We start from the raw sequence: 24,398 nt of genomic DNA on the forward strand, positions 1-24,398 counted from the left end.
GGCACTTTCAAACTCGCGCGAACGCGGGCTTCGGTCAGTCACTTACTCTAGCCGACCTGTCCGCGATGCCGAATGAAATGATCGGCGAGCACACAAGCGGCCATGGCTTCCGCCACCGGCACGGCGCGGATGCCGACGCAGGGATCATGACGACCCTTGGTCAGGATGTCCGTATCGGCGCCATTGCGATCGACGGTCTTGCGCGGCGACAGGATCGACGAAGTCGGCTTCACTGCAAAACGTGCCACGACCGGCTGGCCTGTGGAAATGCCGCCGAGGATGCCGCCAGCATGGTTTGAGAGAAATGACGGGCCGTGATTGGTCATGCGCATCTCGTCGGCATTGTCCTCGCCGGACAATTCCGCAGCACCGAAACCGTCGCCGATCTCGACACCCTTCACCGCATTGATGCTCATCAGCGCCGCTGCCAGATCGCCGTCGAGCTTGGCGTAAATGGGAGCCCCCAATCCCGCCGGCACGCCGTCGGCGACCACCTCGATCACCGCACCGATCGACGAGCCGGATTTCCGGATGCCGTCGAGATAGCTTTCGAAGAAGGCGGCCTTGTCCTTGTCCGGGCAGAAGAAGGGATTGCGGGCGACCTCGTCCCAATCCCAGTTGCCGCGGTCGATCTTGTGCGGTCCCATCTGCACCAGCGCCGCACGCACCGTCATGCCCGGCACGATCTTGCGCGCAATGGCGCCAGCGGCCACGCGCGTCGCCGTCTCGCGCGCCGACGAGCGGCCGCCGCCGCGATAATCGCGCAACCCGTATTTGGCCTCATAGGTGAAGTCGGCATGGCCCGGCCGAAACTTGTCCTTGATCTCCGAATAGTCCTTCGAGCGCTGGTCGGTATTCTCGATCAGCAGCGCGATCGGCGTCCCCGTCGTGACCTGCACACCGGTTTCCGGATGCGCCATGACCCCGGACAGGATCTTGACCGCGTCGGCTTCCTGCCGCTGCGTGGTAAAGCGCGACTGGCCGGGACGACGGCGATCGAGATCGGCCTGGATCTCGGTCACATCCAGCGGGATCAGCGGCGGACAGCCATCGACCACGCAGCCGATCGCCACCCCGTGGCTTTCGCCAAAGGTCGTGACGCGGAACATGTGGCCGAAGGTGTTGTGGGACATGGGGCGCTCGCTGCTTGAGCAGATGTCGTAACGCGGGCCGTCCGAGGGGTCAAATCGCCCGGTCAGCCGCAATGCTTAACTAAACTTGTCCATCCCGTCGGCGTTGAACACGTAGACCGCGCCCTGCTGGATCGGCAGCTCACTGACCCCGTCCGGCGTCTCAAAGCCCAGCGCCACCATTAGCGCCCGCGCCGTACCGCCATGGGCAACGGCAACGGTATCGCCCGTCAGGCCGTCAACCCATTCGCGCATCCGGAGTTGCACCTCAGCGTAGCTCTCGCCGCCCGGCGCCGGCAGGCTCCATTTGTCGCGCAAGCGCGCCGCAAAGATCTCGGGATGTGCGGCTTCCTGCTCGGCCAACGTGAATCCTTCCCAGTGACCGAAGCCGATCTCACGCAGACGATCGTCGAGGACGTAGTCGTCATGCGGCAGATCAAGCTTGCCGCGCACCAGTTCCATGGTGTTGCGCGCGCGGCCGAGCGGACTGGAGACGAATGCGACATCGCCGCTGGCGCGCCCGTCCCGTGACAGAATATCCCTCAGCACGGTGCCGGCATGTACAGCCTGCTCACGACCGAGATCGTTGAGCGGAATGTCCTTCGAGCCCTGAAAGCGACCGGCGGCATTCCATTCGGTCTGACCGTGGCGAATATAATAGATCGTTGGTTTCGGCATGGACTAAGCGATCAGTCCTTGCCGCCCATCGAGATATCCGGCGCATCCGGCACCTTGGTGCCGAGCACGTGATAGCCGGCATCGACGTGATGCACTTCGCCGGTGACGCCAGAGGACAGGTCAGACAGGAAATACATCGAGCTTTGGCCGACTTCGTCGATCGAGACGTTCTTGCGCAGCGGCGCATTGACCTCGTTGTATTTCAGCAGGTAGCGGGAGTCGGCAATCCCTGCGAAGGCCAGCGTCTTGATCGGGCCGGCGGAGATCGCATTGACGCGGATGCCCTTCTCGCCGAGGTCAGCCGCCAGATAGCGCACGCTGGCTTCGAGCGCGGCCTTGGCGACGCCCATCACGTTGTAGTTCGGCATCCACTTCTCGGCGCCGTAATAAGTCAGCGTGATGATCGAACCACCGTCGGTCATTAGTTTCTCGGCGCGTTGCGCAACCGCGGTCAGCGAATAGCAGGAGATGAGCATGCTCTTGCTGAAGTTCTCCGCCGTGGTGTCGACATAGCGGCCCTCGAGCTCGTTCTTGTCGGAAAACGCAATGGCATGGACGACGAAGTCGATCTTGCCCCACTTCGCCTTGAGCTCGTCGAACACCGCATCGATGGTCGCGGCATCCGTGACGTCGCAATGACCAAGCACGAGCGCGCCCAGTTCCGCCGCCAGCGGCTCCACGCGCTTCTTCAGCGCATCGCCCTGATAGGTCAGCGCAATCTCCGCGCCCTGCGCCTGGCACGCCTTGGCGATGCCCCAGGCGATGGAGCGGTTGTTGGCGACGCCGAGAATAACGCCGCGCTTGCCCTTCATCAGGCCTGAAACTTCACTCATATCACATCCTATTTGCTTGGCTGATAACTTGGCAGTCCATGCCGATCTGCCCTTGGGGGTACACCAGCACTTGCGTTCGGTACAGCCCAAAAGCCCGGTTATGTGGCTGTTTACCGTCCGGGCCTAACGCCGGAATAGACGGTCCGCCAAGGTGTTATGATAGATGCGGCGCAATTGCGGACCGCCCAAGATACCGTCAGGATTGCAACGGATGGCACGAGCCCCATGAGCGCCTTTCGCGAAAGCGTTGAGAGCATGATTCCGGCGCTGCGCCGCTATGCGCGGGCGCTGGCGCGTGACACCGACATCGCAGACGACCTGGTGCAGGACACGCTGGTGCGCGCGCTGCGCTCCGAGAAGCTGTTCATCGGCGGCGATCTCAGAAGCTGGCTCTATACGATCCTGACCAATCTGAACCGCAACCGCCGCCGGTCGCTGGCACGCAAACCAGTCTTCACCGAACTGTTCGACAACAATCCGGATGCCAGCGGGACCGAAGCCGAAGGGCGCGACATCTCGCGCGCCCTTGCCGCCCTCGTCGAAGAGCAGCGCTCGGTGCTGCTGCTCGTGATGCTCGAGGGCCTGAGCTACCGCGAAGTCGCCGACATCCAGGGCGTGCCGATCGGCACCGTGATGTCGCGCCTCGCCCGCGCCCGCGCCCATGTCAAAGCCTATCTCGACGGCGAGCGCCCGGCGCTGCGCGCGGTCAAATGATTTAAAGGGAAGATGATAATGACCGGACCGAACATTCCCGTGACCGAAGACGAATTGCACGCCTTCGTCGATAATGAATTGCCGGCCGAGCGCCGCACCGATGTCGAGGCATGGCTTACGACACATCCTGACGATGCCGAGCGCGTCGCATCATGGCGCGCAATGGCCGAGTTGCTGCATGCCCGCTACGATGCGATTGCCGACGAAGCCGTGCCGCAGCGGCTGGAAATCGAGCGACTGGTTCAGCAGCCGCGGCGCTGGATCTACGGCGCCGTCGCGGCCACGCTTGTCGCCTTCATTGCAGGTGGCAGCGCGGGCTGGGTCGCACGCGGCGCAGCGACTTCGCCATCGATATTCCGGAGTTTCACGGTGGACGCGCTCGGTGCGCACCGGACCTATGTGGTCGAAGTCCGTCATCCGGTCGAAGTCGCAGCCAATGAACGTGCACACCTGCAGCAGTGGCTGTCGAAGCGCGTCGGCTACGAGATCAAGGCGCCCGAACTTGAGGTGGCCGGATTGAAGCTGGTCGGCGGACGCTTGCTGCCCGGCCCCGAAGCGCCAGCGGCCTTCTTCATGTATGAGAGCCCGTCGGGCGAGCGCTACACGCTCTACACATCGCGTGCGGCGAAAGCCGACGCCACCCAGATGCGCTATGCCGCGCAGGACAAGGACGGCGCCATGTTCTGGGCTGACAAGGGCGTCGGCTATGTCGTGTCAGGCCCCACCGACAAGGACCGGCTCAACCAGGTCGCGCGCCAGATCTACGATCAAACGGAGAAGGTGGGGGGATGAGACAGCGAGCTGATCGCTGCTCGCCTCACCCCAGATCGCTGCGCGGATGATACGGGTGCCCGTCGCGCCACTTCTCCATCAGGGCTTCCAGTTCGGCGTCGTTGCCGTCCGGCAGCATGATCCTGGTGGTGAAGTAGAGATCACCCGCGGCGCCGCCGGCCAGCGGCAGGCCCTTCCCCTTCAGGCGAAACACCCGTCCGCTCGACGTGTTCTTCGGAATTGAAAGCTCCACGGCACCGGTGAGTGTCGGCGCGCGCACCTTGGCCCCCAGCACGGCTTCGTAGAGCGTGATCGGCAGATCGACGCGCAGGTCGTTGCCATCCACCTTGAAGTGAGCGTGGGGAGCGATGGTGACGGTGATCATCAGATCGCCGGGACGATGTCCTGGCGCGCTTTCGCCCTGCCCGCGGAGCCGGATCTGCTGGCCCGACGTGACGCCGGCCGGTATCTTGACGTTCAATTCCTTGCCGGATGGCAGACGTACGCGCTTCTCGGCGCCCTTCACTGATTCTTCCAGCGTCACCGTCATGGCGACGTTCAAATCCAGATCGGGCATCCCGCCGGCATAGCCACCGGTATCGAACTCAAAGCCCTGCGCGCCCGGCCGCGCGCCGCGCGGGCTGGCGCCGCCGAACATGCTGTTGAGGATATCCTCGAAACCGCCGCCGGCGGCACCGCCGGGAAAGCCCTGCTGCGCGCCGGGACCGCCGCGGAAAGCATGCTCGAAGCCGCGCTGCGACGCGCCGGCGCGGCCGCCGCCAGGGAAGCCCTGGAAGCGCGCTTTACCCTCGGCATCGATCTCGCCGCGGTCGAACTGCTTGCGCTTGTCCTCGTCGCCGATGATCTCGTTGGCCGCATTCAATTCCGAAAACCGGTCGGCGGCTTTCGGATCGTCCTTGTTGCTGTCGGGATGATGCTTCTTGGCGAGCTTGCGATAGGCACTCTTGATCGCCGCAGCGCTGGCGCCCCGCTGCACCCCCAAGACCTCATAGGGGTCGCGCATCCGTCGTCTCTCCTTCAGGTAACTAAAAGGCGGGCAATCGGCCCGCATGTTGGGTTTGCGGGCCAGGGCCCGCCTGCTTCTTCATCTGGTGACTTCGTGTCATTTTTGCAACTCGGCCGCAAGCGGCCCGCCGGTGAAAACTAGCTCCGTTTCCACGGCTTCAGCGTATGCACGTCCCAGCTGCCGCGGTCACCCTTACAGGCCGCACCTTGCATCCAGCTTTCGCTGGTGCCGTTGACATAGCTGGCCAGAAAATCCCTGCAGGTGCGACCTTCCGCGACATAGGCACTGGACAGAGGCGTTACCGATCCGCGCGCGCCGGTCGACGGGTTTTCCCACGGCTGGCTGGAATCCTTGCTGCCCTTGGTGAGCACATCCGAGGCCGCCGTACGCGTCAGGACCAGATCGGCTTCGGTAGGCTCGTAATTGGTGGCCTGGACGGATGCCGGCGAAATCGAACCGGTGACATCGCCGCCCTCCATCCTGGCCAGCGCGGACTCGTTTCGGCCCATACTGCAACCACCGAGGGTGCTGCCGATAAGAATTGCTGTCAAAGCCGCACCGAGCGGGCAGATGGCCGATAGGCCAATGCGTTGCCGTATCCTATATAGGTCTTGCCTATGCAGGGGCAGCAGCGAGCTCTCTACAACAGGCCAACGCAAGCGGAACTCCGGACATGACCGACACGACCTCCCCCATCAAAGACTCAACTCCGTTAACGTCAGGTGATTTTACGGCCGCTGCGGAACCATTTGCGCTGTTTTCCGAGTGGTTTACCGAGGCGAAGGCGTCCGAGCCCAACGATCCGAACGCGATGGCGCTGGCCACCGTCGACGCCGACGGCCTGCCGGACGTCCGCATGGTGCTGATGAAGGGCTATGACACCGACGGCTTCGTGTTCTACAGCCACATCGCCAGCCAGAAGGGTCAGGAGCTCGCCGCCAATCCCAAGGCAGCGCTACTGTTTCACTGGAAGTCGCTGCGCCGGCAGGTCCGCATTCGCGGTCCCGTCACCCGCGTGACCGATGCCGAGGCCGACGAGTATTTCTCGACCCGCCCGAAACAGGCCCAGATCGGCGCTTGGGCGAGCAAGCAGTCGCAGCCGCTGGAAAGCCGCTTTGCCTTCGAACAGGCCATCGCCAAGGAAGGCGCCAAGCACCTGATCGGCGCCGTTCCGCGTCCGCCAGGCTGGAGCGGATGGCGCATCACGCCACAGCGGTTCGAATTCTGGCACGACCGCCCGTATCGCCTGCACGACCGCATCGAATTCCGCCGCGACACCGCGGCACCAGATACGTCCTGGACCAAGGTGAGACTGTATCCGTGAACGCCGACAACGAGACGAGAACCAGACCCGTGAGCCATCCAGGATCGAACGCGCCCAAGCGCACCATGCTGCTCACCGGCGCAAGCCGCGGCATCGGTCATGCCACCGTGATGCGCTTTTCAAGCGCCGGCTGGCGTGTGCTGACCTGTTCGCGGCATCCGTTTCCGGAAGTCTGCCCATGGGATGCCGGCCCCGAAGATCACATCCAGGTCGACCTCGCCGACCATGACGACACCGTCCGCGCCATCGACGACATCAAGGAACGGCTGAACGGCGGCGCGCTGCATGCGCTGGTGAACAATGCCGCCATCTCGCCGAAGGCCGAAGGTGGCGCGCGCATGGGCTCGATCGATACTGACGTCGCGACCTGGAGCCATGTCTTCAACGTCAACTTCTTCGCACCGATCATGATGGCCCGCGGGCTGATCGAGCAGTTGAAGGCTGCGAAGGGCTCAGTGGTGAATGTCACCTCGATCGCCGGCTCGCGCGTGCATCCGTTTGCCGGTGCGGCCTATGCCACATCGAAAGCGGCGCTGGCGTCGCTGACCCGCGAAATGGCCTCGGATTTCGGTCGCCTCGGCATCCGCGTCAACGCCATCGCGCCGGGCGAGATCGACACCTCGATCCTCTCGCCGGGCACGCAGACCATCGTCGATCAGCAGATCCCGCTGCATCGGCTCGGCACGCCCGACGAAGTCGCCAAGATCATCTATGTGCTGTGTACGGAAACGAGTTCATACGTGAACGGCGCCGAGATCCACATCAATGGCGGCCAGCACGTCTGATCAGCGGTAACGGGTGGGGAATAGTCATGCTGAGGACCGCGCCATTCTGGCGCTCCTCGAAAAGCGCGGGATTTTCTAGTCCGCGTAAAATTTCCGCGGCATCGGCGCAGCCGCGCTGATCCCCGCGCTGGAACAATCGTCTTCGGATTCGCCGTCCATCAACCCGGCACCACAATGCCGGCAGGTACGCGCAGACATCGCCTGCGCCCGACCGTTGGCCATGCGCGCCTGTTGATAGGACCTGAGATCGACGACGTTCCGTCCCGATGTTTCTGTTTTGTCAACCATTGCTGTCCTCATCGCTTCTGACAGCGTTATGACAGCAACCATTAGCGCAACCGTTCAGCGGAACGCTCGAATTTTACCGGATAAATTGTGGCGGGAATCGCGCGAAGCCTATGATCATTGGGCTTTTCGAACACGCATCATGAATGCGTTTTGATAGTTGGAAAAAGATTCAGACACCCGCGCCTTTATGATCCCGCGAGCGCATGCTCGGGGTTGTCTAAGCGGTGTCCCCTCCTGAAACATGAGGGGTGGCAGCGCGCCTGACGACGCGAAATGGTGGTAATTTTCGCGATCCGCTCCGCCGGAACGCCGGCAAGCTGCAACCGCGCAACGCCATCCGGCGCGCCACCGCGGCGATTTCTGCCCCCGGGACCGTTCTTCCGGGCAAAGGCGCAGAGCTCCGCACTCCGCTGATCCCGACGGTTTCCCGCCGTTCACCAATGCCACGTCCAGCCAGCATGACTGGCAGACCCCCGTAGTGGGGTCGGACGGTGACCCAAGGCCTCCCGAGTGCGCGGGGTACGTCACCCCACACCCGCAGGCGCCGCATCCCTGTCCCACTTCAAGACGCCTCATGAAGCGCCCCTCGCGAACCGGATGAGCGGAGGATAATCCTTATAGGCATATTGTCAAGAGGTGCAGGAAAAATGTTTGGGCGCTGCTATCCCTCATTTGTCATTCCGGGGCGCGCCCTTGCGCGAACCCGGAATCCATAACCACGATCGAACTTATGGATTCCGGGCCTGCACCCCACCGGCTTCGCCGGCGTGACGCATCCCGGAATGACAAATGAGAGGTTAGTGCCGCCCTACGTGCCCTACAGCCACTTCTTCCACTTGAAGAACATATAAGGCAGCACGGCGGCGAACAGCATCATGATCAGCGCCATGGGGTAACCGACATCCCATTGCAGTTCCGGCATCGCCTTGAAATTCATGCCATAGACCGAGGCGATCAGGGTCGGCGGCATCAGCACGACGGCCATGACCGAGAACAGCTTGATGATGTTGTTCTGTTCGAGATTGACGACACCGAGCATCGCATCGAGCGTGAAGGTGATCTTGTTCGACAGATAGGAGGCGTGATCGGTCAGCGAGACCACGTCGCGCTGCATGGTCTTGAGCTGCGCGCGCATGTCCTTCGACCACTTCACGCCTTCCGCCTCGGCGGTGATGAAGGTGACGACGCGGCCGATCGAGACGAGGCTTTCACGCACTTTCGAGGTCAGGTCGCCCTTGCGGCCAATGGTGATCAGGATTTCCGAATAGCGCTTGGCATGGCCGGTCCGCAGCGACTCATCCGGCTCGAAGATGTCGTGGCTGACCTGATCGACGTCGGCGCCGACGCGCTCGAGAATGTCGGCGCAGCGATCGATCACGGCGTCGAGCAGTTCGAGCAGAATGGTTTCACCATTGGCGCCGGGCGGCGCGTTGCGGCCAAGCTTCAGTTCGACGGACGCGAACGGACGCGGTGTGTCGTAGCGCACCGTCACCAGCCGTTGCCGGGTGAGGATGAAAGTTACCGCCGTGATCCGCGGCGACTCCGTGTCGGAGCCGCACATCAAGCTCGCGGTCATGTAGCGGGCGCCGTTCTCGATATAGAGACGGCTGGAGATTTCGATCTCCTGCATGTCTTCGCGGGTCGGAATTTCCACCCCCGCCAGTTTCTCCACCGCCTTGTCTTCGGCCGGCGACGGCTTCACCATGTCGATCCACACCGCATTGTCCGGCAACGCTTCGAGATCGGTCGGCTCGGATTTTCTCAAGGCGTGGTCGGCAGGGGTGAAGACAGCGAGCATGGCAACTCCGGGACATTGAAAAGGCGGAACACTGCAATACGGACGATCCGGACAGAATCGGCAGGGGCGACCGACCATGACCTATGCGGATGCAGCCGTCATGACAGCCTTTGTGCGGCGCGCCAACCCCACCCGAACCCGGGGAATTTTTCCCGCAAGATCGCGCGTTCCATGGTCTCGATCTGACAAAATTGTCACGCGCGCATCACGGCTTCGCGAGGCGTTGCGGTTCTGCACAGGATTCGGCCGGAGGGTCGAAAATTCTGCGGCAAATATGACACAGGTTGTGCGCTGCATGATGCGCAGCGCATCTAACCGCTGGAATTGCAGCGGATTTCAGCGATAGTAGCTTTAACGGAATCGTGGCGTTCGCAGGCTATTTTGGGTGCGTTTCCTTGCACCAGCCTGTCTGAATTCGGACCTCACGCAATTGGAACAATGACATGTCGCCGCTCAAGATTAAGCTTGGTTTGATTGTCGCCGCCGGCCTGATGCTGTCGGGCTGCATGCAGACCGCCACGCAATTCCAGGCCGCTCCGGAAGCCAGCCTCAAGCCGAATGACAAGGCACAGCTCGCCAAGGCACGTTACGCCAAGGTTGCCGTCGCCGAGCCGTTCCGCCGCGCCATCGTCGACTTCCACCGCAAGGAAGCGCCGGGCTCGATCGTGGTCGATTCCGACAACCACTATCTCTATTTCGTCCAGGACGGCGGCAAGGCGATCCGCTATGGCGTGACCGTCGGCGAAGAAGCGCTGGCCTTCTCGGGCGTCGCGCGCGTCGGCAACATGGCCGAATGGCCGAAGTGGACCCCGACCAAGGACATTCACGCCCGCATCGAAGGCCTGCCGGCCCAGGTGCCCGGCGGCGTCGATAATCCGCTCGGTGCCCGCGCCCTCTATCTCTATCAGGGCAACAAGGACACGCTGTTCCGCATTCACGGCACCAATCAGCCGGAATATATCGGCGCCTCGATCTCGTCGGGCTGCATCCGCATGACCAACGAAGACGTCATCGACCTCTATAGCCGCGTCAAGCCCGGCGCTGTGGTCGTCGTGCTCGAGCCGAAGGCCGGCGACTCGCCGTATAATTCGAAGCTGGCCCTGCAGGGCGGCGGCGGAACGCCATACTGAGCTGAGGTTTTATGAGATTGGAAAAAGCGCCGGTTGATCCGGCGCTTTTTTTGTTGATGGGTGGGATGGTTGGGTGCTCAGCATTCACCTCAAACACCGATGTCATCCCCGCGAAGGCGGGGATCCATACACTCCGAAGAACTTTTGAAGCGCTGTAGATGCGGCAATGCCGTCGCCTCAACCACGCCAACCGTGGTTATGGATCCCCGCCTTCGCGGGGATGACAGCTGAGAGGCGATTGCAACCTCACGCCTGCTCTCCCACTCCTTTTCAAATCACCGCAAAAAGCTGAATGGCGATGGCGGCGCAGCGCGACGCTTCTTCGGCTTGGGTTTTGGCTTCGGCTTGGGCTGTTCTTGTGGAGGCGCGGCTTCTGCTTCGGGCTCCGGTTCGGGCTCCGTCGCAGCCGGTCGAGCCGCCGCAGGCTCTGCAGGCTTCGCCTCCCCCGGTTTGCCTTCCGCCACTTCGCGCGGCGGCGCCTCATCCGGACGTAGCGCCGGCATCAGCGGCGCGATGCGCGGCCACTCGTCCCAGACCTCCCATTGGCAGATCCGGTAGTTGCCGCGCCGCTCGGCGATATCGAGATGGATATGATCCTCGTGGTAGCCGTCGGAGCCCGGCCCCAGCACGGTGGTGAACCGCGTACAGACCGAATGCAGCACGGCCTCGCGCTGCTCGCGCGGCGTGTTGCGCTCGGTCAGTGCGATCGAGCGGCCATTGGCGAGTTTCAGCCCGCGCACATCCAGCGCATTGGCGCGGCCATGCTCTGACAGTTTCGCCCCGACGACACGGTTGCGACCACGGCAATCGAAGGAGGCGAAATTATCGAGTTCAAGAAGCTTGGTGCCGAGGTTGGTCGCGAGCGGTGCCATGTCGGCGCGGATCCATTCGGCCACCGCCGTTGCCATGGCGCAGCGCATCGTTCCCGCCGGTTTCAGCGGCACGCGCGTCCTGTCCGGCAGCACAACCGCTTCCAGCCGCACCATGTCGGGTCCGCCGCAGGCGCCCGGCCCCTTGATGTCGGGAATACTCGGCGCAACAGCGATGGCATCGGTGAGCGCCAAGCGGCAGGCTGAAGGCGGCGGCGGCTCCGGCGGACGCGCTTCGGCAGCAGGCTTCTCAGGCTCAGCGGGTTGCTCCGATCTCGCAGGCTCCTCACCGGGATTTTGCGCCGGCTCGATCGCCGGCGCTTCTGCCGGGCGGGGCTTTGGCAGCGGCACACGCGATGTCGTCAGATAGGCCTGCGCCGGCGCGGCAACCAGCAGCAACGCCAGAACCACCCCAATTGTCCTTTGGTCGCAGCCGGATAGGCCAAAAGTCCATTTCCGGGCCGCTTTCCCCGCGCTAAACTTCATGCCAAGACCTAAAGCAAGAACAGGGTCGAAGTTCCCCGGCAACGATCGGGGAGCCGGCACGCCAATCACAAGACGGAGGAACGATCAAATGCGTGGCTTGATGCAAGACTGGCCTTTGCTGTGTCATCGGATCATCGATCATGCGGCCCAAGTCCACGGCGAGCGCGAGGTCGTGACCAGATCAGTCGAAGGTCCCATCCACCGCACCAATTACGCCGAAATTCGTACCCGTGCCCTGAAGGTCGCACAGCGTCTCGACCGCGAGGGCATCAAGATGGGCGACCGCGTCGCCACCATCGCGTGGAACACGTGGCGGCACCTGGAAACGTGGTACGGCATCATGGGCATCGGCGCCATCTGCCACACCGTCAATCCACGTCTATTCCCGGATCAGATCGCGTGGATCATCAACCATGCGCAAGATCGCATCGTGATGACCGACCTCACCTTCGTCCCGATCCTCGAGAAACTCGCCGACCAGCTGCCGTCAGTAGAGCGCTACATCATCTACACCGACAAGGCACACATGCCGCAGACCACGCTGAAAAACGCCGTGGCCTATGAGGACTGGATCGCTGAGGTCGACGGCAACTTCAAATGGAAAGAGTTCGACGAGAACACCGCAGCGGCGATGTGCTACACATCGGGAACAACAGGCGATCCGAAGGGCGTGCTGTATTCTCACCGCTCCAACGTGATGCACGCGCTGATGGCCAATACCGGTGACTCGCTCGGCGCCAATGCCGCCGACACCATGCTGCCGGTGGTCCCGCTGTTCCATGCCAATAGCTGGGGCATCGCGTTTTCCGCGCCGTCGATGGGCACCAAGCTCGTACTGCCGGGCGCCAAGATGGACGGCGCTTCGATCTACGAATTGCTCTCCACCGAGAGGGTGACGCATACCGCGGGCGTGCCGACGGTATGGCTGATGCTGCTCAACTACATGTCGCAGAACAATCTGAAACTGCCCGACCTGCGCATGGTGGTATGCGGCGGATCGGCGATGCCGCGCTCGATGATCAAGGCGTTCGTCGATATGGGCATCGGTGCACGTCATGCCTGGGGCATGACCGAAATGAGCCCGATCGGCACGCTGGCCGCGTTGAAGCCGCCGTTCGACCAGCTCGAAGGCGACGAGCGGCTGGATATCCTGCAGACCCAGGGCTATCCGCCGTTCGGCGTCCAGATGAAGATCACCGACGACGCCGGCAAGAACCTGCCCTGGGACGGCAAGACCTTCGGCCGTCTCAAGGTGCGCGGCCCCTCGGTCTCGGCCGCCTACTATCGCGTCGATGCCAACATTCTCGATGAGGACGGCTATTTCGACACCGGCGACGTCGCCACCATCGACCAGTACGGCTATATGCGGATCACCGACCGCTCCAAGGACGTCATCAAGTCCGGCGGCGAATGGATCTCGTCGATCGATCTGGAGAACCTTGCCGTCGGTCATCCGCAGGTGGCGGAAGCCGCCGTCATCGGCGTCTATCATCCGAAGTGGGACGAGCGCCCGCTGCTGATCGTCCAACTCAAGCAGGACCAGACCGCCACGCGCGAGGACATCCTGAAATATATGGATGGCAAGATCGCCAAGTGGTGGATGCCGGATGACGTCGTGTTCGTCGATGCTATCCCGCACACGGCCACTGGCAAGATCCTGAAGACCGCGCTGCGCGATCAGTTCAAGACGTATAGCCTGCCGACGGCGGCGGCGTAGCTGACAAGAGCGACAGCGTTCCTAACCTCTCCCCGCCCTTCGCGGGGAGAGGTCGACCGGCGAAGCCGGTCGGGTGAGGGGCATGGCACATGCGTGGCCACATTCGCATCACCAACAGATCGCGCGAATTACGCGCCAACTCCACCGACGCCGAAACGAAACTGTGGAATCGTCTGCGCAACAGGCAGATTGCCGGCTGCAAATTCATTCGCCAAGAGCCGATCGGGCGATATATCTGCGACTTCGTTTGTCGGGAGAAGATGATCGTTATCGAGGTCGATGGCGGGCAGCATCTGGAGTCGCAACGGGACGCCATGCGCGATCGATATCTGCGCGAGCAAGGTTATTGCGTGCTTCGCTTCTGGAACAACGATGTGCTGTCAAATATCGAAGGCGTGCTGTCGCTCATCGATGAGGAATTGCGCAAGACCTCGGATTGATCCGAACCGATAGACTGCGTGCGTTGAAGCAGCGTGCTTGGCCCCTCACCCGCGCGCCAGGTGCGCGCGACCTCTCCCCGCCTAGCGAAGCTTCGCTTCGCACGGGAGCGGGGAGAGGTTAAAGAGAGCCTCAGCCGTTGAGCGCAGCCTTGACCAGACCGCTGGCCTTGCCGAAGTCCATCTGGCCGGCATATTTCGCTTTCAGCGCGGCGATCACCTTGCCCATGTCTTTCATGCCGGCCGCACCCGTCGCTGCGATCTCGGCTGCGATGGCGGACTTGGTCTCGTCCTCCGACATCTGCTGCGGCAGATAGGCGGAGATGATCGCGATTTCCTCGCGCTCCTGGGCCGCGAGTTCGGCGCGGCCGCCCTTGTCATAGAGCTCGACGGATTCCTGGCGCTGCTTGATCATCTTCTGCAGTAGGCTCAGCAGATCGCCGTCCGACAGCGGCGGCTTGCTCTGGCCGCGCGCCTCGATATCGGCATTCTTGATGGTCGAATTGACCATGCGCAGCGTCGAAAGCTTGCGCTCGTCCTTGGCCCGCATGGCGTCCTTGACGGCGTTGTTGATATCATCGCGCAGCATCTGCGTCTCCTCTTGCGGCCGCCAATCGCAGCGCCGGAACTCGGTTGGCCCCGATCTAAGCGTTTTAAGGGGTATGCACAACTGCACCCGCCAATTCTCGGGGACGTCGCCCGGAGCTGTTGCCCGAACCTACTGCCCAAACCTATTGCCGATGGCTGGAGCTGAAATCCTCCACGCCTGCGGACAGCGGCCCGGGCGCATTGGCCCCAGCGACGTACGGCAGAACCATCAACGCCGATATGGTGGCCGGAATACCGGCGTGGCCCCATAGCCGGGGCTGAACCTCGAAATCAAACCTGACGTGCCGCGGCTCGAGCATCGCAACCTTGCCCATCCACATCAGGCAATCGCTATCTGTCGCAAAGCACATCGAAGCCCACCCCTTCTGCAGCGTCGTCGCGCGCGGCATGCCCCAAGTGTACTGGAACTGGAACGGGCGGCTGTAGACGGGATGGTCAGGGCTGTAAAAGGCCGTCGCGAATGCCAGCCCGTCGTCGCCACTGATCCGTGGTATCGGCCGGCCTGTCATCTGATGCCACCGGTCAGTCAGCTCTTGAGCGGCCAGCCGATAGTAAGTCCGCTCGTTAGGATTGATGCTGTTGCGGTAAATCGCATGGATCGGAGCAGCCACAACGGTTGCGATGATGGCGATGCCGGCGACGAACACCACCATATTGACCACATACAGGCGTTCGAGCGTGAAGCGGGCGCCGCAGACGATCAGAACGGCAGGCAGGAACAAGCCCTGGAGCGCCCATAGCGAAGGCATGTCGGTGCCAAGCGTGACGGTGGTCACGAGCGGCAGTAGCACCGTGCCGATAAACACCCAGAACAGCAGCAGCAACCCTGGACCCATCGCGCGGAAATCGGCCGAAAAGTACTTCAGGCGCAGCTCGGCCGATAAAACCCAGACAATAGCCGGCAGCGCCAGCGTCGCCGCGAGACCGAGCAAAAACATGCTGGCTTCGATGAGTGACTGACCAAAGTCGATGCCGCCGTGAACCTGTATGGCATAGGCGAACGGCGCAGCACCGGTCGTCACCAGCCAATGGATGTGCGGCCCAAGGGCAATGAGCCCGGCAAGTGTCGAGACCCACGGTGCCCAGGACCTGAAATAGACCGCCCGCTGCGGATGCACGATCGCTGCCAGCGCGAAGCTGGCGATCAGGAAGATCGAATAATATTTGCCGAGCATCGCCAGCGCGGACAGGACGCCGGCGGCGGCAGCCCAGCCGATAGCGCGCGTTTCAAAGGAGCGCAAAAAGCAATAGGTCGCTAGCGGCCAGACCGCGAGCAGCACTGTGTTCGCGTTGAAGCGCTGGGCATGGAATTGATAGGCCGGAAGCAGCATCAGCAGCAGCAGCACGACGGCTCGCGAATCGCCGCGCACGAAGCGGCGCGCAATCAGATCGACAGCCCAGAGCGCCACCGCGGCATTGGTCATCGACAGCAACTGGAACGACCAGTCGGTCAGCGGGAAAACCAGCGTCCACAGCCGCGCGACCCAGCCCATCAAGGGCGGATGTTTGGGATTCCCCCATGCGAATTCGCGCCCAAGCGTCCAGGTTTCCAGCGCATCCGCATGTAGATCGCCGCTCTGATAGGCGATCACCAGAAACAGCAGCCAGATTCCCGCGAAGCCGACGATCAGCACAGGAATCGTCCAGCCCTTCTCGATCCCATCGAGGAAGGTCAGAAAAGGCCTGCGCCATCGCGCAGGCGCGACGGCCGAGCGCGCGGCCATCTTGGCGAAATAGTCCAACTGCACTGAAATATCCGGAAATACGGGAAGTCGTAGCTTGCTACCGGCGAAAGTGAGTTCCGGCAAGCATCCGTAATTATAATTAGTTGATTTTACATCTCATTCTGCAAATTACGCGCTATCGGCGTGCAGGTTTCGCCGGACAACCGGCACACCACAATTCTGCCGGATAAGATATTATTCCTTAACGCAGCTCTGTCCGGGCCCGTTGATCGGGCAAAGCGCCGATTGCTAACCCCGCAGGCCATGGTTGACGTGTGAATCCGGCCTTTCCGGCTTTGACGGCGGCGGATGCGCGGACTATGTAGTCCCCTCATGACCCCCTCAGAAACATCTTCAGCCTGGCCGGACCACAAACCGACCGCGCTCCTCGTGCTCGCCGATGGCACCGTGCTGGAGGGCTTCGGCCTCGGCGCGGAAGGCCAGGCCGTGGGCGAAGTCTGCTTCAACACGGCGATGACCGGTTATGAGGAAATCCTCACCGATCCATCCTATGCCGGGCAGCTGATCACCTTCACCTTCCCGCATATCGGCAATGTCGGCACCAACGACGAGGATATCGAGACGGTGAACATGGCGGCGACGCCAGGCGCCCGCGGCGTGATCCTGCGCTCGGCGATCACCGACCCGTCGAATTACCGCTCTTCCCGGCATCTCGACGCCTGGCTGAAGGCGCGCGGCATCATCGGCATTTCCGGCATCGACACCCGCGCCCTGACCGCGCTGATCCGCAACAAGGGCATGCCCAATGCGGTGCTTGTGCATGCGAAGGACGGCCAATTCGACCTGCATGGCCTGAAGGAAGAAGCGCGCGAATGGCCGGGTCTCGAAGGCATGGACCTGGTGCCGATGGTGACGTCGGCCCAGCGCTTCACGTGGGACGAGACTCCCTGGGAATGGGAAAAGGGTTTCGGTCGCCAGACCAACCCTGAATTCAACGTCGTCGCCATCGATTACGGCATCAAGCGCAACATTCTGCGCCTGCTGGCCGGCGAAGGCTGCAAGGTCACAGTCGTTCCAGCCACGACTTCGGCCGAAGAGATCATGGCGCTGAAGCCGGACGGTGTGTTCCTGTCGAATGGCCCAGGCGATCCCGCCGAGACCGGCAAATATGCCGTGCCTGTCATCAAGCAGGTGATCGATTCCGGCGTGCCCACATTTGGCATCTGCCTCGGTCACCAGATGCTCGGCCTAGCGGTGGGCGCCAAGACCAAGAAGATGCATCAGGGCCATCACGGCGCCAATCATCCGGTCAAGGACGAGACCACCGGCAAGGTGGAAATCACCTCGATGAACCACGGCTTCGCGGTGGATGAAGCAACGCTGCCGAAGGGCGCGACGCAGACCCATATCTCGCTGTTCGACGGATCCAATTGCGGCATCCAGCTCGACGGCAAGCCGGTATTCTCGGTGCAGTATCACCCGGAGGCTTCCCCCGGTCCGCGCGACTCGCATTATTTGTTCAAGCGGTTCGCGGATCTGATGCGGGCGAACAAGGCGTCGTAGCTCTCTTTATCGATAGAATTCAGACGTCATGGCCGGGCTTGTCCCGGCCATCTACGTTTTAGGGCTGCGAAGGCGTGGATGCCCGGGTCAAGCCCGGGCATGACGTGGAAGGGCTTGCGGCAAGCGCTAGCATCCGCACCTGCAGCTTTGTATGATGATCGTCATCAAAAATAAAGGAAGCGCCATGACCGACGCCCCCACGCCCCGCTACGACGTCGTGCCCACCAGCCTGATGGCCTCGATGCCCGGGCTCGATTTCGTGCGCAAGATCTTCTCCGGCGAGTTGCCGCAACCGCCGATCATGGAGAATGTCGAGCCGTTCGACTCGACCGCAGAACCCGGTGTTGTCGTGTTTCACAGCGTCCCCGGCTTCCGCCACTACAATCCGATCGGCTCGGTACATGGCGGCTACGCGGCGATCCTGCTGGATTCGGCGATGGGCGTCGCCGTGCACACCATGTTGCCTGTCGGCACCGGCTACACCACGCTGGAATTCAAGATCAGCTTCATTCGCGGCATGAGCAAGGATTCTGGCGCCGTGCGCACCGAAGGCAAGACGCTGAATGTCGGCCGCCGCGCCGCCACCGCCGAAGCGCGCATCACGGATTCCAAGGACCGGCTCATCGCCCATGCCACCACGACGTGTCTGGTGTTCGAGATACCGAAGGAAACGACCTGACCTGCAGCCCGCGGGCACGTACACAGACATTCGAAGCGTCACGGCCTGACAGCGGGAGTTTCGCTTGCCATGCCCCGCGCGCGCGACATCAGGTAGAGCTCAAGCTCGACCATCTCAGGCGCGTCGGCGCTGTAGGGTTGAGCGCGCACGCCGATCATGCAATTGCGCAGGCGGCGCTTGAGAGAGCCAAGCCCCTGCCACTCCAGCCGATAGACGGGATAGCCCGTTGGATGGGCCTGCGTGATCGCGGAGCCGGCGAGACGTTTGTCCCAGTTGTCGTCGTGACAGTTCGTGCATGCCAGATTCAACTGCCCCTGACGCCGCATGAAGGCATCGCGGCCTTTGTCGATGAATGCCTGCAGACGTGAATCGGCGCCCGTCTCGATCGGCATCCCCTGTGACTGCCGGCCGATCAGTGCGGTCAGCGCCAGCAGATCGCGGCTTTCATCGGCGAGCGGCGGCAATTGCTGATGATCGACACGGCAGAGATTGACGCGCTGTTCGAGATCGACCGGGCGATTGAGCTTGTCGTCGAATGCCGGGTACCGCACGGCGACGCCGCGCATGCTGCTGGCATCACCGTGGCAATCCGCGCAAGCACGGCCGGCAACGGGCTTTCGGATCCACAGCGCCTCGCCATCCAGCACCCCCAGCATGCCGGGATTGGCCGTGGCGTCGTTCTGCATGGCCTGGGTTTCGACGGACATGAAACTGGCACCGGAGCGTCGCTCGCCCGGCGCGATCTCCGCCGCCTCGATGAGCGACGTGAAGGCGACGGCTGCCAGCAACGACAGGCTGATATTTCGCAGTCGCCTCATGTGACCGTGATGCTGGCCGACGCGGTTTCCTGAAATCCGTTGTCGCCGATCCACTGGAATTCGAATTTTCCGCTCTCCGTGGCGACCGTAAAGAAGGAGATGAAGGGATTGGCGGAGAACGCAGGAAACAGATCGGCCCGGAACACTTCATCGCCATTATAGCGGCAGGTGAAATTGGTGATGATGTTGCGCGGGATAACCTCGCCGGTCACGGTATGGCGAAAGCCGGTCTCCATGATGTGGGACATCAGCGTCTTGATCTCGATGATATCGCCACGCCTGGCCGTAGACGGAACATTGATCAGCGCGGACGCCATCAGGTGGCCTCCTCGGTACATGCCGCGAGCGTGACAACGACATCGGCGGTCGCCGACCAGAACGAACCATCGGAGAGTTTCGCGATGGCCGTCAGTGTCTGCGTATCGGCGAGCCGGATGCGCGTCGATATCTGCGCACGGCCTGCACGTGGGGAGATATAGAAATTACCGACATTGGGCTGCGGGTTCTTCTCGTTGAAGATATGGATGCTGACCACGTGATCCGCATCACTCATCGGGCTCGTCACCGTGACGGTGAGCGGCACCGTGTTGCCGTTCTCGACCAGCGGCGGAACGTCGAGCTTCACTTTGCCGGGGCGCACGGCGGCGCCGTTGACGATATCGCGGATGGCCGCCTTCATGGTGTCCGGCGTCGCATGGGCCGGGCCGATATGCACGAGTGACACCGCGCCAAGCGCAGCGCCACCGGCCGTCGCCAGAAACTGGCGGCGTGTCGATCGATCGAGCTCAGCCATGGATTGCTTTCGTCATGATGGGTTCTGCAGCGTTGTCAGGTAAGCGACGACGTCCTCGATCTGTTGCGCCGACAGGATCGGCCTGCCGACCCATGCCTCCCCGACACGCTGTAACCCATCTGCACGATAATAGGACGGCATGATGGTCGCGGCATTGAGGCGTGAGGCATCCACCAGCCGCAGCCGCAACTGGCCTTCCGACCAGCGGCTGCCGGTGCCGGCAAGGCTTGGCGCAAGATCGCCCTGGAATCTCTGTTCGGTAAATGGCCCGCTGTGGCAGAGCAGGCACGTATATGTGCGGTTGACGACGATCGCCCTGCCCGCCGACGCGTCGCCGACCGCGCCCGCCAGGGGCAGCGGAATCGCATCGCCAATCACCGCATAAGGGACAAGTTCACTCGCACAAACCGGAGCAGTCAGCAGCAGTGTCGCCACGCTCGCCGACAACAGTGTCGATGCGCGGCGGCGACTAACCAAAGACCTCTGCTCCGATCGTCTCGAACCAGGACCGTGCATAGATCGCTTCGCCGGCCCGGACATCACGCGGCGCATCCAGCGGACTCGTACCGCCCGCGCCTTCGATATCCGCAAACAGGCCATTGCGGGGCTGGTAGACGCCGGCGATGGAAATGCCGTAGTCGGGCGCGACCAGACTGTAGCAAGTGTTGATCAGCTTCGGCGACGTCGGCGTCGCCCCCGCCAGCAACGCCACGATCGCGCCGGCACAGGTCTTCGCCTGCGCATTCGCCGAGAATGCGGATTTGGGCATGGCGCCGGCAATGCAGGCATCGCCGATCACATGGATGTTCGGCACCTGTGTGGACTCGAGGCTGACGGGATTGATCGGACACCAGCCGGATTTATCGGTGACGCCGGCAATCTCCGCGATGCGTCCGGCGCGCTGCGGTGGAATGACATTGGCCACCTGAACGTGATGTGTCGCGAAATCGGTCACCAGCGTATTGGTCGCCGGATCGACCGACGTGACCTTGCCGCCCTGCGACAGCGCGACCCATTCGATCAATCCCGGATACAGCTCCTGCCATGCAGCCTGAAACAGCCGCTGTTTCGAGAACGCGTCTTTCGAGTCGAGAATGATCAGCTTCGACCGCGGCTTTCGGGTCTTGAGGTAGTGCGCGATCAGGCTCGCGCGCTCATAGGGGCCCGGAGGACACCTAAAGGGGTTGGCGGGAACGACGATGGCAACCACGCCGCCATCGTCCATCGCTTCCAACTGGCGTCGCAGCAGCAGCGTCTGCTCACCGGCCTTCCAGGCATGCGGCATGCGCGATGCTGCAGCTTCGTCATAGCCCGGCAGCGCATCGAAGCGCAGATCGATTCCGGGAGACAGAACCAGCCGGTCGTAGCGCAACGTCGATCCATCGGCGAGACCGATCGTGCGCGCCTGCGGGTCGATCGTCTGCACCATTTGCACGACGACTTTGATGCCGGCGGCAGCGGTTTTCTCGTAGGTGAATTGCTGGGCCTCGATGGCGCGGTCACCGGCAATGACCTCGTTGCTGAACGGGCACGCGACATATTGGCGATCGGCCGTCACCAGCGTGACATCCAGCGACGGATCGAGCTGCCGAAGCGCGCGGGCGCAACTGGCGCCACCGAAGCCGCCGCCGATCACGACGACCCGCGCAGGCGATTGCGCCAGGCTTGGCGATGCCAGCGCAAGGGATGCCGTCGCGGCAGCGGCAGTGCGAAGAAACTCCCGTCGTGAGGTATGATTTTTGTGGGTCATGCTATTTCTGCGTTGCCAGCCAGGCCGCAATCGACCCGATTTCGTCTTCGGAGAAGCCCTTGGCGATCCGCGTCATCACTGTGGCCGGCATCGACCCATTGCGAAAGGCCAGCAATGTGGAGCGCGTCGCATCGGCATCGCGCCCATAGATGTTCGGGATGGCCTGCGATGTCGCCGCATGGCAGCCGGAGCACGAGGCCGCTCCAGGCGGCGGCGCCGATGCCGCCCGGACCGGCGCCGCCGAGGTGACGATCAGCCCGATCGCAAGTGAGGTACGCAACGTCTTCATGAGTGAAATCCAGTGATGGGCAGCAAGCATGGCGACGCGTCAGTTACGCAAAGATGATGTCGTGATTCTTCAGCGGCACGGAACGGATGCGCTTGCCGGTCGCGGCAAAATAGGCATTCAGCACGGCCGGCGCCGCAACGCAGATCGTCGGCTCACCGACGCCGCCCCAGAAGCCGCCTGATGGCATCAGGATTGATTCGACCTTCGGCATCTCTTTCATGGTCATCGACTGATAGGTGTCGAAGTTCTCCTGCTCGATGCGACCACCCTTCACGGTGCATTCGCCATAGAACAGCGCCGACAGGCCATAGACGAACGAGCCGGCGATCTGGCGATCGATCTGCCAGGGATTCACCGCATAACCGGGATCTGTGGCGGCTACGATGCGATGGATCTTGATCTTGTTGCCGCCCGTCACCGAAATTTCCGTCGCGGCCGCGACATAGCTGCCGAAGCCCATGTGCTGGCAGATGCCGCGGAACACGCCTTGCGGCGCCGGCGTCGTCCAGCCGATCCTCTCCGCAACCGCATTGAGCACCGCGAGATGCTTCGGATGCTTGGTCATCAGCTTGCGGCGGAATTCGAGCGGATCCTGACCGACCGAATGCGCGAGCTCGTCCATGAAGCCTTCGAGATAGATCGCATTCTGGTTGACGTTGACGCCGCGCCAGAAGCCCGGCGGCACATGCGGGTTGCGCATGGAATGGTCGATCAGCAAATTCGGAACGGTGTAGCCGATCGCTGCTTCGCCGCTGGCATTCAGCCCCTGGAAAGTGACGGGATCCATCCCGTTCTGCATTCCCTCGGGACGCACGCTGGCCAGGATCGACTGGCCTGAGATCCGCATGTGCAAACCGATCAGATTGTTATCGGCATCGAAGGCGCCGACCAGCTTGCTTTGCGTAATGGGGTGATAGCGGCCGTGCAGCATGTCCTCTTCGCGCGACCACATCAGCTTGATCGGCGTGCCGGGCATCTGCTTGGCGATGGCCACCGCCTGACGGACGTAATCGGTCATGCCGCGCCGACCGAAGCCGCCGCCCGGCATGATCTTGTAGACCTCGCATTTGTCGCTTGGCAGACCTGACGCTTCGACAGCGGCCGCAAACACGGCTTCGCCGTTCTGCGTGCCGGTCCAGACCTCACACTTCTCTGGCGTATAGAGCACCGTCGCGTTCATCGGCTCCATGGTGGCGTGGTTCTGATAGGGATAGGCGTAGACCGCTTCCACCGTCTTCGCAGCACCCGCAAACGCTGCTTTGACATCGCCAGCCTTGTTGCCGACAAAAGCGGGCTGCGCAGCGTCCAGGCCTTCCTGCAGCCACTTGGCGATGGACTCGCTGGACACGCTGGCGTTCTTGCCGTCGTCCCAGACGACCGGCATCGCTTCCAGCGCCGACTTGGCGTGCCACCACGTATCAGCGACCACAGCCACGGCACTCTCGCCGACGCGCACGACCTTCTTGACGCCTTTCATGCCAAGGATCTTGCTGTCGTCGAAGCTCTTCAGCGTGCCGCCGAACACCGGGCAATCCTTGATCGCGGCGTTGAGCATTCCCGGCAGCTTGATATCGGCGCCGTAGATCATCTTGCCGTTGGTCTTCTCGACCGTATCGAGCCGCTTCAGCGGCTTGCCGGCGATGGTCCAGTCTTTGGGATCCTTCAGCTTGACGTCGGCCGGCGGCTGCAGCTTAGCAGCCGCTTCCGCGACCTTGCCGTAAGTGATGGTGCGCCCCGACGGGACGTGGGTGATAACGCCCTTGCTCGTGGCACATTCCGACACGGGCGCGGCCCACTCATTGGCAGCAGCCTGGATCAGCATCAGGCGCGCAGCCGCGCCACCTTTGCGGACGTAATCATGCGAGGTGCGAACACCGCGGCTGCCGCCGGTGGAAAAGTCCCCCCAGACGCGCTTGCGTGCGACACTTTGCCCGGGCGTGGGATATTCCGTCGTCACCCTGGACCAGTCGCATTCGAGTTCTTCTGCGACCAATTGCGCCAGACCCGTGAGCGTTCCCTGCCCCATCTCGGACCGCGCGATACGCACGACAACGGTCTCATCCGGCCGGATCACCACCCAGGCATTGACCTCAGGCGTACCATCGGCCGCATAGACTGCGGTCGGCCCGCCAAAGGGAATACCCAGCGCGAGGCCACTGCCGATAGCAGCAGTTCCCAGGACAAACGAACGGCGATTGAGTTGCGGAGCATGACCCATGACCATC

At 62.5% G+C, this 24,398-nt stretch carries 25 protein-coding genes; 9 read left to right on the forward strand and 16 right to left on the reverse strand.

Going from position 1 to position 24,398, the window contains the following annotated elements; translation table 11 throughout:
• Nucleotides 1-47: 47 nt before the first annotated feature.
• The 3 genes from aroC to fabI form a co-directional block, all read right to left on the reverse strand.
• Nucleotides 48-1,133, reverse strand: a complete 1,086-nt coding sequence (gene aroC / locus AB8B02_RS17370) for a chorismate synthase (RefSeq protein ID WP_120293301.1) — start codon at nt 1,131-1,133, stop codon at nt 48-50.
• A gap of 75 nt (nt 1,134-1,208) precedes the next feature.
• Nucleotides 1,209-1,808, reverse strand: a complete 600-nt coding sequence (locus tag AB8B02_RS17375; protein ID WP_439064682.1) for a histidine phosphatase family protein — start codon at nt 1,806-1,808, stop codon at nt 1,209-1,211.
• Nucleotides 1,809-1,819: 11 nt separating this feature from the next.
• Complete coding sequence (fabI, locus tag AB8B02_RS17380) at nt 1,820-2,641, reverse strand: enoyl-ACP reductase FabI (RefSeq protein ID WP_093756866.1); 822 nt, start codon at nt 2,639-2,641, stop codon at nt 1,820-1,822.
• A gap of 225 nt (nt 2,642-2,866) precedes the next feature.
• Between fabI and AB8B02_RS17385 the strand changes: the two genes are divergently transcribed.
• Entirely contained in the window at nt 2,867-3,355 is a 489-nt protein-coding gene (locus tag AB8B02_RS17385; protein ID WP_089265487.1) for an RNA polymerase sigma factor, read from the forward strand.
• Between the two features lie 18 nt (nt 3,356-3,373).
• A complete protein-coding gene (locus tag AB8B02_RS17390) occupies nt 3,374-4,147 on the forward strand; it encodes an anti-sigma factor family protein (RefSeq protein ID WP_439064683.1) in 774 nt (257 codons plus the stop codon).
• A gap of 25 nt (nt 4,148-4,172) precedes the next feature.
• On the opposite strand, the gene AB8B02_RS17395 is transcribed toward AB8B02_RS17390, so the two are convergent.
• Nucleotides 4,173-5,150, reverse strand: a complete 978-nt coding sequence (locus AB8B02_RS17395; RefSeq protein ID WP_231079672.1) for a DnaJ C-terminal domain-containing protein — start codon at nt 5,148-5,150, stop codon at nt 4,173-4,175.
• Nucleotides 5,151-5,290: 140 nt separating this feature from the next.
• On the reverse strand, nt 5,291-5,662 hold the full coding sequence (locus AB8B02_RS17400; protein ID WP_338117596.1) for an RT0821/Lpp0805 family surface protein: 372 nt from the start codon (nt 5,660-5,662) through the stop codon (nt 5,291-5,293).
• Nucleotides 5,663-5,826: 164 nt separating this feature from the next.
• Here AB8B02_RS17400 and pdxH point away from each other — a divergent pair, with 164 nt between their 5' ends.
• Together pdxH and AB8B02_RS17410 are read left to right on the forward strand one after the other, a co-directional pair.
• Entirely contained in the window at nt 5,827-6,477 is a 651-nt protein-coding gene (gene pdxH / locus AB8B02_RS17405; RefSeq protein ID WP_175368250.1) for a pyridoxamine 5'-phosphate oxidase, read from the forward strand.
• Nucleotides 6,478-6,542: 65 nt separating this feature from the next.
• Nucleotides 6,543-7,262, forward strand: coding sequence for an SDR family NAD(P)-dependent oxidoreductase (locus AB8B02_RS17410; protein WP_089265492.1), 720 nt, complete (start codon nt 6,543-6,545; stop codon nt 7,260-7,262).
• A 1,105-nt stretch (nt 7,263-8,367) separates the two neighbouring features.
• On the opposite strand, the gene AB8B02_RS17415 is transcribed toward AB8B02_RS17410, so the two are convergent.
• A complete protein-coding gene (locus AB8B02_RS17415; RefSeq protein ID WP_089265493.1) occupies nt 8,368-9,348 on the reverse strand; it encodes a magnesium transporter CorA family protein in 981 nt (326 codons plus the stop codon).
• Between the two features lie 443 nt (nt 9,349-9,791).
• On the opposite strand from AB8B02_RS17415, the gene AB8B02_RS17420 reads away from it, so the two are divergent.
• Complete coding sequence (locus AB8B02_RS17420; protein ID WP_068734945.1) at nt 9,792-10,478, forward strand: L,D-transpeptidase; 687 nt, start codon at nt 9,792-9,794, stop codon at nt 10,476-10,478.
• A 275-nt stretch (nt 10,479-10,753) separates the two neighbouring features.
• On the opposite strand, the gene AB8B02_RS17425 is transcribed toward AB8B02_RS17420, so the two are convergent.
• Nucleotides 10,754-11,758, reverse strand: coding sequence for an extensin family protein (locus AB8B02_RS17425; RefSeq protein ID WP_439064684.1), 1,005 nt, complete (start codon nt 11,756-11,758; stop codon nt 10,754-10,756).
• A gap of 163 nt (nt 11,759-11,921) precedes the next feature.
• Between AB8B02_RS17425 and AB8B02_RS17430 the strand changes: the two genes are divergently transcribed.
• Together AB8B02_RS17430 and AB8B02_RS17435 are read left to right on the forward strand one after the other, a co-directional pair.
• The gene (locus AB8B02_RS17430; protein ID WP_439064685.1) at nt 11,922-13,550 is read left to right on the forward strand and encodes a fatty-acid--CoA ligase; all 1,629 of its coding nucleotides are present in this window, start codon (nt 11,922-11,924) and stop codon (nt 13,548-13,550) included.
• Nucleotides 13,551-13,639: 89 nt separating this feature from the next.
• Complete coding sequence (locus AB8B02_RS17435; RefSeq protein ID WP_120293285.1) at nt 13,640-13,990, forward strand: endonuclease domain-containing protein; 351 nt, start codon at nt 13,640-13,642, stop codon at nt 13,988-13,990.
• A 130-nt stretch (nt 13,991-14,120) separates the two neighbouring features.
• Here AB8B02_RS17435 and AB8B02_RS17440 read toward each other — a convergent pair whose 3' ends face one another.
• Nucleotides 14,121-14,576 (reverse strand): GatB/YqeY domain-containing protein, encoded by a 456-nt coding sequence (locus AB8B02_RS17440; RefSeq protein ID WP_439064686.1) that lies wholly within the window; start codon nt 14,574-14,576, stop codon nt 14,121-14,123.
• A gap of 142 nt (nt 14,577-14,718) precedes the next feature.
• A complete protein-coding gene (locus AB8B02_RS17445; RefSeq protein WP_439064687.1) occupies nt 14,719-16,344 on the reverse strand; it encodes a glycosyltransferase family 39 protein in 1,626 nt (541 codons plus the stop codon).
• Between the two features lie 309 nt (nt 16,345-16,653).
• Between AB8B02_RS17445 and carA the strand changes: the two genes are divergently transcribed.
• Complete coding sequence (gene carA / locus AB8B02_RS17450; protein WP_439059556.1) at nt 16,654-17,844, forward strand: glutamine-hydrolyzing carbamoyl-phosphate synthase small subunit; 1,191 nt, start codon at nt 16,654-16,656, stop codon at nt 17,842-17,844.
• Between the two features lie 184 nt (nt 17,845-18,028).
• On the forward strand, nt 18,029-18,523 hold the full coding sequence (locus AB8B02_RS17455) for a PaaI family thioesterase (RefSeq protein WP_439064688.1): 495 nt from the start codon (nt 18,029-18,031) through the stop codon (nt 18,521-18,523).
• Nucleotides 18,524-18,561: 38 nt separating this feature from the next.
• Here the strand turns inward: AB8B02_RS17455 and soxA are convergent, their stop codons facing one another.
• The 7 genes from soxA to AB8B02_RS17490 are packed head-to-tail and all read right to left on the reverse strand — an operon-like array spanning nt 18,562 to nt 24,391.
• Nucleotides 18,562-19,341, reverse strand: a complete 780-nt coding sequence (gene soxA, locus AB8B02_RS17460) for a sulfur oxidation c-type cytochrome SoxA (RefSeq protein WP_439064689.1) — start codon at nt 19,339-19,341, stop codon at nt 18,562-18,564.
• Nucleotides 19,338-19,658 carry a thiosulfate oxidation carrier complex protein SoxZ gene (gene soxZ, locus AB8B02_RS17465; protein WP_439064690.1) on the reverse strand — a complete coding sequence of 107 codons (321 nt, stop codon included), beginning with the start codon at nt 19,656-19,658 and terminating at the stop codon, nt 19,338-19,340. The genes soxA and soxZ overlap by 4 nt, the downstream gene beginning before the upstream one ends.
• Nucleotides 19,658-20,134: a SoxY-related AACIE arm protein gene (locus AB8B02_RS17470; protein ID WP_439064691.1), complete on the reverse strand. Its 477-nt coding sequence runs from the start codon at nt 20,132-20,134 to the stop codon at nt 19,658-19,660. Before AB8B02_RS17470 ends, soxZ begins: the two co-directional genes overlap by 1 nt.
• Before the next feature lie 12 nt (nt 20,135-20,146).
• Nucleotides 20,147-20,611 (reverse strand): sulfur oxidation c-type cytochrome SoxX, encoded by a 465-nt coding sequence (gene soxX, locus AB8B02_RS17475; protein WP_439064692.1) that lies wholly within the window; start codon nt 20,609-20,611, stop codon nt 20,147-20,149.
• Entirely contained in the window at nt 20,604-21,884 is a 1,281-nt protein-coding gene (locus AB8B02_RS17480) for an FCSD flavin-binding domain-containing protein (protein ID WP_439064693.1), read from the reverse strand. Before AB8B02_RS17480 ends, soxX begins: the two co-directional genes overlap by 8 nt.
• Nucleotide 21,885: 1 nt before the next feature.
• Nucleotides 21,886-22,173 carry a cytochrome C gene (locus AB8B02_RS17485; RefSeq protein WP_120293318.1) on the reverse strand — a complete coding sequence of 96 codons (288 nt, stop codon included), beginning with the start codon at nt 22,171-22,173 and terminating at the stop codon, nt 21,886-21,888.
• 43 nt (nt 22,174-22,216) lie between these two features.
• On the reverse strand, nt 22,217-24,391 hold the full coding sequence (locus tag AB8B02_RS17490) for a molybdopterin cofactor-binding domain-containing protein (RefSeq protein ID WP_439064694.1): 2,175 nt from the start codon (nt 24,389-24,391) through the stop codon (nt 22,217-22,219).
• Nucleotides 24,392-24,398: the final 7 nt, after the last annotated feature.

The organism is Tardiphaga sp. 862_B3_N4_1 (genome assembly GCF_051811085.1).
GTDB classification, from domain to species: domain Bacteria; phylum Pseudomonadota; class Alphaproteobacteria; order Rhizobiales; family Xanthobacteraceae; genus Tardiphaga; species Tardiphaga robiniae.